This is a genomic window from Bacillus cereus group sp. BfR-BA-01355 (assembly GCF_022663675.1).
Lineage (GTDB): Bacteria > Bacillota > Bacilli > Bacillales > Bacillaceae_G > Bacillus_A > Bacillus_A thuringiensis_S.
Genome location: NZ_JAKUFY010000149.1, coordinates 1 through 10786 on the forward strand (window position 1 = coordinate 1; position 10786 = coordinate 10786).

A 10786-nucleotide genomic window follows, 5' to 3' on the forward strand; every position below is an offset into this window, starting at 1 on the left:
GCGGGATAATGCGTCTTTTTCCCCATAAGAAAAACACCTCCATTAAAATCATAACTGATACTTACGATTTAGAGAGGTGTTTTTTTCGTCTCATTCTAAGGGTTCACTCCATAGTTTTTCCAGGCGTTTTTTCTATCTCTCTTTATTAAGCCCCAATCTCTCAGTAAGTAAACGATGATAGTAAATCGCGATAATTAACAAAATACCACCTACGCAGTAACCAGCTAAAATATCAGTTGGGTAATGTACATTTAAAATGACTCTACTTAATCCAATCGATAGAATTACTGTGCCCATCAAAATCGTTGTGACACATTTCCCAGCTATGCTTTTCAAATTAGCAGCAATGATATAAGCAAGAAATCCAAATGTCATAATTGATAGCATTGCATGTCCACTAGGAAAACTATATCCAAGTGCATCTAGCGCTTCATTTAATGACGGACGTTCTCTCTGTACAATCTCTTTTATCCCTTTATTCACAAGATGTGTTATTAAAATTCCCAGTGGATACACAATCATCGTAGCATAATAACGCTTCTTCCAAAAAACAAGCAAACTTATAACGAGCGTAGCGACTATCCCAATTGCTGATCCCAATTTTGTAAAGTACGAGAAAAATGTAAGGGAACTCTCCGTTTGTAGCCCTTTTACTAATCCACGGACATATGTATCCATCACGGTAACGCCACCTGCATGTACGCGCCAAGCAACAATACCAAATACAGCAAATAATAAAGCAATACACATTATCTCATATTGATGTAACTTCTTCTTCAAACGATTTCCTCCTACTATGAAAAAATGCGATTTCTACTTTAGAAACCGCATTTCCTTACTTATTTACCTTTTGTTTTTAGCTCCGTCCAGTAACGATCATAGTCTTTTAACTTATCATCTACATCAACAAGCCATTCTGTACGATCTAACTCTTCTTTCGTTAAGAAAATCATGTGATTATCACGGTATTCTTTACTATGAAGAGGTTGAGCTTTTTCATTTGGATTACTGTAACCAATTGACTCGTAGTTTTTCACACTTACTTTTTCATCTAGTAAGTAGTTCATAAATTTCTCAGCAAGCTCTTTATGTTTTGCACCTTTTGGAATTGCTAACGTATCAGCCCAAATTGTGCCGCCTTCTTTTGGTACAACGTATTCTACATCTTTATTATCTTTTGCGATAAATGCTGCATCTCCAGACCAAACTGTTCCGATCCAAGCATCTTCTGTAATGAATTTTTGTTTAATGTTGTCTGTATCAAATGCTAATAAGTTTGGAAGCAGCTTCTTTAAATCATCTGCTGCTGTCTTTAACTCTGCATCTTCTTTCGTACTGTTTGAGAAACCGTGCTTCTTAAGACCCATTCCTAATACTTCACGAGAATCGTTTAGTAACGTTACATGCCCTTTATATTTCTCATTCCATAAGTCAGCCCAGCTTGTAGGTGCTTCTTTCACATACTTTTTATTGTATGCAATCCCTGTTACACCCCAAGTGTACACTAAAGAATATTTATTCTCTGGATCAAACGCCGGTGTTTTGAAATTAGAAACCATGTTTTCGATATTTGGGATATTCTTTTTATCTAACGGCGCTAATAAATCCATTTTCGCCATTGTTTTAACCATGTAATCAGATGGCTGAATTAAATCATACTTTGCGCCACCAGCTTGTAATTTCGCAAGCATTTCTTCGTTACTTGCGTACTTATCATAGTTAATTTTCACATTATATTTCTTTTCAAAATCTCTTAGCACTTGCTCATCAAAATTGTCAGCCCAGCTATAAATATTTAATTCTTCTTTTTTTTCACCACAACCAGCAAGTACACCAGCAACAAGGCTAAAGCTAATTGCTGCGCCAGCTATTCTTTTCATTAATTTCATCGGTTTATTACCCCCTCGTACTTTCTATATCGTTCGTATTATAAAGGAAGGTGTCCTCCAGAGTTTTCTTCACCATCTGCACCTTTGTTACGGAAGATTTCAGATAGAACCATTAATCCTACGATAGCAACAATTAAAATTGTAGAAAGAGCATTAATTTCTGGTGATACTCCGCGCTTAACCATACTGTAAATGTATAATGGCAATGTTGTTGATCCTGGTCCTGATACGAAGAAACTAATTACAAAATCATCAATTGATAATGTGAATGTTAATAATGCTGCCGAAATAACTCCCGGTGCAATTGCTGGGAACGTTACATAACGAAACGTTTGCCAAGGCGTTGCTCCTAAATCATTTGCAGCTTCTTCTAAGTCACGTCCCATACTTGAAAGACGCGCAGCTAAAATAACAACAACAAACGAAATACTAAATGTAATATGTGCAATAATAATCGTTGTTTGTCCAAGTTCCATTCCTAACTGACTGAAAAGAATTAGTAAAGATAATCCCATTAAAATATCAGGAATTAAAATTGGTAAATATACAAGGCCATTAATAGCCCCTTCGAAACGATATTTATAACGATGTAAAGCAATCGCAAAGAATACGCCAAGTACCGTTGTCACAATCGTTGTTATAACTGCAATCGTAATACTATTTACAAATGCATCAATAACATCTTGTTTTTGAAATAAATCTGTATACCAATGGAATGTAAAACCTTCCCACTCCGCATTAATGCGAGAGTCGTTGAAAGAATAGACCATTAAAACCATCATTGGAAAATACAAGAATAACAAAATTAACCAAGAATAAGAAACTAAAAACTTCTTCATCTTTGCCTATTCCCCTCCGTTCTCATTATATTTATATACTTTCGTTGCACGATAATATAAGTAAATTAACAGAACAGAGAATAGAACAACGATAATCGATAACGCAGATCCAAACGGCCAGTCACGTGCACCTAAGAATTGGTTTTGAATAACGTTTCCGATTAATGCTACTTTCGATCCGCCCATCACGTCTGATACAACAAACATTCCGATAGAAGAAACGAATACTAAAATAGAACCAGTCGCAATTCCTGACATTGTCATCGGCACTGTTATATTCCAAAATGCCTTTATTGGTGTTGCTCCTAAATCATAAGCCGCTTCTAGCTTACGCTTATCTAGCTGCTCAATTGCTGCATACACTGGTAAGATCATAAATGGTAATAAAGAATAGACCATTCCGAGTATTACAGAAGGAGTATTATATAATAAATTTAACGGTTCACTAATAATACCAAGCTTTAATAACAACGTATTCACAAGGCCTTGTGAACGTAAAATAACAATCCATGCGTATGAACGAACAAGAAAGTTAATCCAAAACGGGATCGTTGCCAATAATAAAAGAATAGAACGATATTTGCGGTCAACAATTGTAATTGTATACGCAAATGGATAACCAATTAATAAACATATTACTGTAGTAATAACTGCGATTTTAACAGTTTCCCATAATGTCCCTAAGTACAATGGATCAAACACACGGGATATATTCTCCAGCGTAAATTGCATTTCTACTGTCCCGTAAGCTCCGCGCTGCATGAAGGCGAATCCTAATACGAATACGAGCGGGATTAGGAAGAAAATTAATAACCACGCGACTGTAGGTAGTGCGAGTAATTTCCCTTTTTTCAATTTAAGGTCACCTCGTCCTCTTGCTCCCAGCCTACATATACATTATCTCCAATGCTCCACTGCGCTGCCTCTTCAGCAGTTTGATATGCCATTAGTAATTCTGATGTTTTCTCATCACGTACATAAAGCTTCTCCATATTTCCGACAAACTCTATATCTTCAATATGTCCAAGATGGTATTCTTTTAAAATTGGTTCTTCAACCGAACGTACTTTTACATTTTCAGGGCGAATTGCTACATAGCCTTCCCCGTTTTTCACAATATTATTTTCACCGATGAATGTCGCAACGAACAACGTTTTCGGCTTATTATAAATTTCTTTCGGCGTTCCGATTTGTTCGATATGTCCTTTATTCATAACCACGATACGATCGCTCATGCTCATTGCTTCTTCTTGATCGTGCGTTACGTATATGAACGTAATTCCTAAATTACGTTGTAAGTTTTTCAATTCACGTTGCAAGTCTTTTCGTAACTTAAAGTCAAGCGCTCCAAGTGGCTCATCTAATAGTAATACACGCGGATTATTTACAATTGCTCTTGCAATTGCAACACGCTGCTGTTGTCCACCAGAAAGCTTCGCAGGTTTACGATTACGGAACTCAAGTAACTGCGTTAAACGCATTGCCTCTTCAGCACGCTCTTTCTGCTCTGCTGCTGATACTTTCTGCATTTTCATACCAAAACAAATATTCTTCTCCACTGTCATATGTGGGAATAGTGCGTAATGTTGGAACACTAGGTTCATATGACGCTTATATGGCGGTAAATCGTTAATTCTTTCATCATCTAATAAAAGATTCCCTTTAGTTGGAGTTTCAAATCCTGCGATCATACGAAGTAAAGTCGTTTTCCCGCAGCCACTCGGCCCTAAAATTGTTAAAAACTCTCCCTCTTTAATATCTAAAGAAAGAGGTGGGATAATCACTTGATTTCCAAAATGTTTTTCAACTGCTTCAACTTTAATAATCTTTTTCATTTTCCCGTCCTATCTACCTTAAATTTTAAATTTTTATATTCATGAATAAATATTTATGTTCTATAGACTATTTTTTGTTTCGATCCAAACAAAAATGGTTATTTAGCAAGCGTTCGTTTCTATTCTTTATGTAGTATGTTTGATTCATTTTCGCATGATACATAACGTCGAACAGAAAAACCCCTTCCATTGCGAAGGGGCTATTATCATACGGCTGCGCCTACTGATAAACACCATCATCATTTTAACAACTTTCGTATGAATTTTAAAGCACTTTTTGTAGAAGAGTAACGAATTTTCATGTCGAATGCTGTAGATTGGGCTAAAATGCTTTTATAATGTGAAAAAGTCCGAAAACTTTCTTTCCCATGATAACCCCCTAATCCACTACTTCCAACACCCCCAAAAGGTAAATATGGCGTGGCAAGATGATAGACAACATCATTAATACAGCCTCCACCATATGAAATATTACTCGTCACTTTCTTTTGTACTTCTTTATCTTCAGAAAATACATATAACGCTAACGGCTTCGGATGTTGCTGAATTGTGCCAATTACATCTTCTATATTGTCGTACTCTATGATTGGTAAAATCGGGCCAAAAATTTCATCTTCCATAACAGCATCTTGCCATGTAGTATCCGCTAGTACTGTCGGCTCAATATGTAATGTATCTTTCTTATAGTTTCCACCAATTACGACTTGACCATCTTGTAAAAATCGACATAATCGTTCAAAATGACGCTCACTTACAATACGCACGTAATTTTCATTTTGCAAAGGTTCTTTACTATACTGCTCTGTAATTTCATGTCGCATTGCTTCAATTAGCTTTTCTTTCACGGAAGAATGCACGTACATATAATCAGGCGCTACACACGTCTGCCCTGCATTTAAAAACTTACCCCAAACAATTCTTCTTGCTGTCATCTCTATCTTTGCATCTTTATGTACAATACAAGGACTTTTCCCGCCAAGTTCTAACGTAAGCGGCGTCAACTGTTTCGCTGCTGCTTCCATTACAACTTTTCCAACGCCAACACTACCAGTAAAGAAAATATAATCAATCGGTTCCCTCAGCAAAGATGTACTCTCTTCAACGCCACCTTCTACTACCGCTACAAGCTCTTCTGGGAATAACTCACCTAACATTCTCTTAAGCACTTTTGAAACGCTTGGCGTTAACTCTGACGGCTTTAAAACGATTGTATTTCCAGCTGCCAGTGCTCCTACAAGTGGTGCAATTGCTAATTGGAACGGATAGTTCCACGGTGCAATAATAAGCGTAACACCATACGGTTCTGGCACTACTTTTCCTTTTGATCCAAAATGAGTCAGTGCTGTTCGAACTCGCTTTGGTTTACTCCACGATGACATATGTTTCAATTGAAAAGAAATTTCTTTTAATACATATCCAACTTCCGTTGTAAACGACTCGTGAACTGACTTATTTAAATCTAATTTCAATGCCTGAAATATTTCTTCTTCAAAACGCTGAATGCCTTCATAAAGCCTCTTCAAATTATTCTTTCTCATTTCGATGCTTCTCGTATGCCCTTTTAAAAAATATTCCTTTTGCCTACTTACAATAGAGGAAATACTCATTCACTCACCTTCTCCCACTATTTTTATCCAGTTCTTTCATTATTTATATAGACTTCATATATAATAAATTTCTATTCTTAAAGTTACATTATATATGACTTTTTCAACTATATAAAATTCATTGCTCACAAAAAAACTACCGAAAGAAAATCTCTCGGTAGTTTCACAGTATTAACGATATAAACGAACAGCACCTGCAGAATTATCATCAGCTTGTCCTACTACTTCAAACTTCAGACCAAGCTTCGGTAAAATACGTCCTGCATCTGGAATCTGTTGATTAATATACGTTTTCGAATCATCAAACTTCGCTACACCCGCTAAGCCATCATACGTATACGTTCCACGCGTTGGAGATACAACTTTCCAAGCTGGCGTTTTATCGAATGAGAATGCCGCATCAGCGATTTGGAATCGTGTACTACTATCAATTGTTGGTTTACCATTTAAAGTTCCTACAATTGCTTCTGGATGAGAATCAACTACACCAAGGAAACCATGTCCTGGATGTAAACCAACCCAGTTATCTGCGTAAGCTGAGTCTGCATACCATACAACCATACCTGAGTTATATTCTGGACCGCGAGCAAATTTCAATGCGCTATCTGATCCAGTATGGTTTCTCCACTCTACGTAGTAGTTATGTTTTTTCTTCTCTGTTCCGCTAGATACAACGAAACCATCTAATTTTAATTGTGGTGTACCTTCAGCATCATCTGAGAATGTAACTTTACCATCTACTGTTAATGACGCATTATCAAGTAGGAAACCATTTAATGCTAAACCACCATCCGTAATGTACTCAAACGTTAATTTTACTTTTTTACCTTTGAATTGACTTAAATCATATGATTTGTCAATCCATTTTCCATTTGTCGAATCTGCATTTCCACTATTTGCTTTCTCGCCAAGTCTTTCAATTAACGTTTTTTGACCATCTTCTGTTACAGCATGTACTTCAAGGAAATCATACTCTGCTTCGATTTCATATAACGATTTGAAATCAAATTTCGCATTCGTTGCATTCGTTAAATCGAACAGTGGTGTTTCTAACGTTGTATGAAGATTATCACCTTTTGTGCTGTAGTAATACTGCTTACCAAATGCTGGTGCAATTGTTTTTACATCTTTATCTGGTAAGTTAACACGAATCATACCTGGACGGTTAGATTTCGTAACACTTTGGTCTAAATATGTTGCTAGACCGATACCTTTATTTAATTTCTCGTAATCTACTTCTACGATATTTGCCCAGTTACCACCAATTGTTTTTTGGAAAAACTCTTTATTTTGTGGTGAGAAACTCGTTGGTGTTGTTCCAGCGATTTTACCAGCCCAGCTGCCGCCACTCATAACAGACCAAGCTTGAATTGGCTCACCATGACCCGTATAGTCTGTATCATACTCATCTGGTAAACCTAAATCATGGCCATATTCATGCGCGAATACACCAACTGCGCCATCTTCTGGTTCAATTGTGTAGTCGAATGCTGCCATCTTTCCGCCCCAATATGGAACTTTCGCTTGTGTGCCTTCAATTGCGAATGGTTTTGGTCCAACTGTCCAGCGATGTGACCAAATTGCATCATCACCTAATTTACCACCGCCAGCTTCTTGTCCAACACCCGCATGAATAATCATTAAGTGATCGATTAAACCGTCTGGTTGATTTTGATTTCCATCACCATTTACATCGTATTGATCGAACTGATCAAACTGTGATAAATCAAGACCGCTATCTACAGCTGCTTTTAATGCATCTTTTACTAGATCACGTGGTCCTTTTGGTCCTTTATTATCATGACCTGTAGCAGCATCTGCACCATAATCAGCAGCTTTACCAGGAACTGTTAACCATTTTGTAACTGTTCCGTCCACTGTGTAACTACCACCGGATTGCTCTTCGTAATATTGTTTAAATGTTTCGATTTTGCTTCCATCCTCTAACGCGAATGGCTCATCACCGAATAACATTTTTTCATAGTGTTCTTTGTTAAAGTCTTCCGAATACATATAACCAGGTTCTTTATCGATGTTGTTATGTTTAAAATCAGCGTACTCTACAAGTAAAACAAGTACCTTATCTTTACGGACATCGCCGTTATATGCTTTTTGTTTTGCTGGAGAAGTTGGTACTTTACCATTTAGTCCGCCTTTAACTGGTCCTGTCGCTGCAGGTGTCCCTGTTGCTGGCTGATTTAGTTTTTCTTTCGTATCTGCTTTCGCATCTTTCACTTTCTTTAAAAAGTCAGATGCTTCTTTCGTAAGTTGATCCCCATTTGTTGCTTCTTTCCCAGGATTTTCACCCTTTTTGTCCTCTACATACTTTTCAACAGCTTTCTTTGTTTCTTTCTCTGAAGCTGAAGAATCAATTACCCCACGTTTTTTCAGTGCATCTGCTAAACGCTCTTCTGGAATTAAATGATCATCCACTGGGCTCGTAGCTGTTTTATTCACAGGTGTTTCAGCATATGCCGATTGAGTGCCAGCTCCGAATGAAAGGCCTAATACAGCTGTCAAAGCGATTGATGACAAAACTTTGAACGGTTTCTTGTTCATCCCTTATTTCCTCCCCTAATAAATAATATGTATTACAAATTAAATTTTATTAAAAATTCAATATTTTTTCAATATTTAGTCATATTATGTAATGTTTTTAATATATTTGTAAAAATTTCATAGTTAACATACGGATATATCACAATTCAACAATGTTTTCTGAAAATATTGAAAGTTTTTATCGAACAATTTATAATTTCCATAGAGGGAGTTTAATGGGGATTTTATCTTTGTTTCATCTACAAAGTATTTGATAATTCACTATATAAAACACAAAGTCCGATTGCATTATCATGTATTCTGTAGCAGCAATTATGACCGATAATTAGGGAGGAATTACATTTGTACAAAGATAAGACAGACGCACTGGATCAAGAATGGATTGATTTAATACTTGAAGCTCTAGATGCTGGTATCGCCATGCAAGACATCGAGCAATTTTTCCAACGTATGAAGCCATCCAGTCAGGCTCAATAGGTTTGTTCTTTTTAACGAAGTTTATGTTATAATAATGACATCATAAGACAACTACATATTGATAGAAAGGTGCGCAAATATGATTGGAGAACGTATAAAACGCCTTCGTTTACAAAAAGGTATTTCATTAACTGAACTTGCCGAAAAAGCTGGCGTTGCTAAATCTTACATTAGTTCTATAGAACGAAATTTACAAAAAAACCCTTCCATTCAGTTTCTTGAAAAGATCGCAGCAGTTCTACAAATTCCAGTTGATACTTTACTTCATGATGAAACAACAAAGGCAACTAACCTAGACTCCGAATGGACACAACTCGTTAAAGATGCAATGAACTCTGGTGTCTCCAAAGAACAATTTCGTGAATTTCTTGAATTTACAAAGTGGAAGCAAAATCAAAAATAATAATAGAAAGAAGTGCTTACAACCAGCACTTCTTTTTCTTTATAAAAAAAAGCGGGAATACCCGCTTTTTTATTATTTTTCTTCCCCAGCTTCTTGGTTAGCATTGAATGTCCATTCTAAATTCAATGTATCACCTTGGAAGATATTCTGGTCTTTTCCATCATCTACAAATTCAAATTGTACCCATAGATAATCCTCTGTACCAGCTGCTAATCCACCCTTTTCTCCCCACTCAGGAGCAAAGATGTCTTTAGCTAAAAGATCTGGATCAACTTTTTGTAAGTCTGCTAAAGTTGTTTCGTATACAGGCTCACTTTGTTTATCCCAGTTCCAAAGGAATTTTACTTTAACGTGCTTACCAAAGTCTTCACCAGCATTATCACCTTTTGCATCTTTAACAGTATACTTTGTTGCTAATTTAACGTCTTTAATAGTTAACGAACCGCTGTTTTGTAATAAGAACTCTTTCTTAACAGAATCCCCTGGTTTTAAATCTTTAATATCTACAAGCGTCTTAGGGTTTAATGTAAGGTCTAACGTCCCAGCTGCAAATGTATTGTTTGATACTTCTTTATCGCTAAAGAATGCAAATGTTCCTCCACCAATTAAAGCTAACCCCAATGCTGCTGATGCAACTCCCATACCTAATTTCTTTTTCAGACTCACAATCAATTCCCCCTAGCTTTTTTTTATATTTTTATCACTTATTTTTCAATAAGAGATGTAAAGAAAACTATATTAGCTTAGCTAATATGTGTTCTTTTTTAAAAACCTTATGTTCATTATAACGAACAACCCTATATAAACACAACACATATTTATTAATATTTTCAGTTATTTTTATTTCTCAATATTATTTAGATTTTTCAGAAAAAAAGAATGATGATTTATAACTTTTTTCACACTCAAATGCATTTAATACTATAAGAAAAAAGAAAAACAAAGAGGTGAGGGCTAACGTTCCCTCACACTCATATAAATATTACTAGTTTTGCTTATTCGTTCATTATCTCTTGCACCACATTCTTGTTTTCCAGCCGTTTCACTACAGCAGTTACTCCGCTTTTTTCTGTTCTTCTGCTTTCTTTTGCTCTTCTACTTTCTTTTGCTCTTCTATTTTCTTCTGTTCCTCTACTTTCTTCTGTTCTTCTGCTTTCTTCTGTTCTTCTACTTTCTT

At 36.1% G+C, this 10786-nt stretch carries 10 protein-coding genes; 2 read left to right on the forward strand and 8 right to left on the reverse strand.

Annotation, left to right across the window (positions count from 1 at the left end):
• Positions 1–132: 132 nt before the first annotated feature.
• The 7 genes from MR167_RS28580 to inhA1 all read right to left on the reverse strand — a co-directional run bounded on the left by MR167_RS28580 (position 133) and on the right by inhA1 (position 8729).
• Positions 133–780 carry a phosphatase PAP2 family protein gene (locus tag MR167_RS28580; RefSeq protein WP_118961646.1) on the reverse strand — a complete coding sequence of 216 codons (648 nt, stop codon included), beginning with the start codon at positions 778–780 and terminating at the stop codon, positions 133–135.
• A gap of 59 nt (positions 781–839) precedes the next feature.
• On the reverse strand, positions 840–1889 hold the full coding sequence (gene potD / locus MR167_RS28585) for a spermidine/putrescine ABC transporter substrate-binding protein PotD (RefSeq protein WP_242316053.1): 1050 nt from the start codon (positions 1887–1889) through the stop codon (positions 840–842).
• Between the two features lie 38 nt (positions 1890–1927).
• A complete protein-coding gene (potC, locus tag MR167_RS28590; RefSeq protein ID WP_000714192.1) occupies positions 1928–2728 on the reverse strand; it encodes a spermidine/putrescine ABC transporter permease PotC in 801 nt (266 codons plus the stop codon).
• A gap of 6 nt (positions 2729–2734) precedes the next feature.
• On the reverse strand, positions 2735–3583 hold the full coding sequence (potB, locus tag MR167_RS28595; protein ID WP_000715500.1) for a spermidine/putrescine ABC transporter permease PotB: 849 nt from the start codon (positions 3581–3583) through the stop codon (positions 2735–2737).
• Positions 3580–4563, reverse strand: a complete 984-nt coding sequence (gene potA / locus MR167_RS28600) for a spermidine/putrescine ABC transporter ATP-binding protein PotA (protein ID WP_000720333.1) — start codon at positions 4561–4563, stop codon at positions 3580–3582. The genes potB and potA overlap by 4 nt, the downstream gene beginning before the upstream one ends.
• Before the next feature lie 239 nt (positions 4564–4802).
• Positions 4803–6170, reverse strand: coding sequence for an aldehyde dehydrogenase (locus MR167_RS28605; RefSeq protein ID WP_000028385.1), 1368 nt, complete (start codon positions 6168–6170; stop codon positions 4803–4805).
• Positions 6171–6341: 171 nt separating this feature from the next.
• On the reverse strand, positions 6342–8729 hold the full coding sequence (inhA1, locus tag MR167_RS28610) for a M6 family metalloprotease immune inhibitor InhA1 (protein ID WP_001035950.1): 2388 nt from the start codon (positions 8727–8729) through the stop codon (positions 6342–6344).
• Between the two features lie 342 nt (positions 8730–9071).
• Here inhA1 and MR167_RS28615 point away from each other — a divergent pair, with 342 nt between their 5' ends.
• Together MR167_RS28615 and MR167_RS28620 are read left to right on the forward strand one after the other, a co-directional pair.
• Entirely contained in the window at positions 9072–9206 is a 135-nt protein-coding gene (locus tag MR167_RS28615) for an anti-repressor SinI family protein (protein ID WP_000276219.1), read from the forward strand.
• Positions 9207–9285: 79 nt separating this feature from the next.
• A complete protein-coding gene (locus MR167_RS28620; RefSeq protein ID WP_000578875.1) occupies positions 9286–9609 on the forward strand; it encodes a helix-turn-helix domain-containing protein in 324 nt (107 codons plus the stop codon).
• A 72-nt stretch (positions 9610–9681) separates the two neighbouring features.
• On the opposite strand, the gene calY is transcribed toward MR167_RS28620, so the two are convergent.
• On the reverse strand, positions 9682–10275 hold the full coding sequence (calY, locus tag MR167_RS28625) for a biofilm matrix protein CalY (RefSeq protein WP_000053713.1): 594 nt from the start codon (positions 10273–10275) through the stop codon (positions 9682–9684).
• Positions 10276–10786 lie beyond the last annotated feature (511 nt).

Bases quoted from the DNA above. Each gene is read 5' to 3' on its own strand.
- potC (WP_000714192.1), bottom strand. From the start codon at position 2,728: ATGAAGAAGTTTTTAGTTTCTTATTCTTGGTTAATTTTGTTATTCTTG.
- MR167_RS28605 (WP_000028385.1), bottom strand. From the start codon at position 6,170: ATGAGTATTTCCTCTATTGTAAGTAGGCAAAAGGAATATTTTTTAAAA.
- potA (WP_000720333.1), bottom strand. From the start codon at position 4,563: ATGAAAAAGATTATTAAAGTTGAAGCAGTTGAAAAACATTTTGGAAAT.
- potD (WP_242316053.1), bottom strand. From the start codon at position 1,889: ATGAAATTAATGAAAAGAATAGCTGGCGCAGCAATTAGCTTTAGCCTT.
- inhA1 (WP_001035950.1), bottom strand. From the start codon at position 8,729: ATGAACAAGAAACCGTTCAAAGTTTTGTCATCAATCGCTTTGACAGCT.
- MR167_RS28620 (WP_000578875.1), top strand. From the start codon at position 9,286: ATGATTGGAGAACGTATAAAACGCCTTCGTTTACAAAAAGGTATTTCA.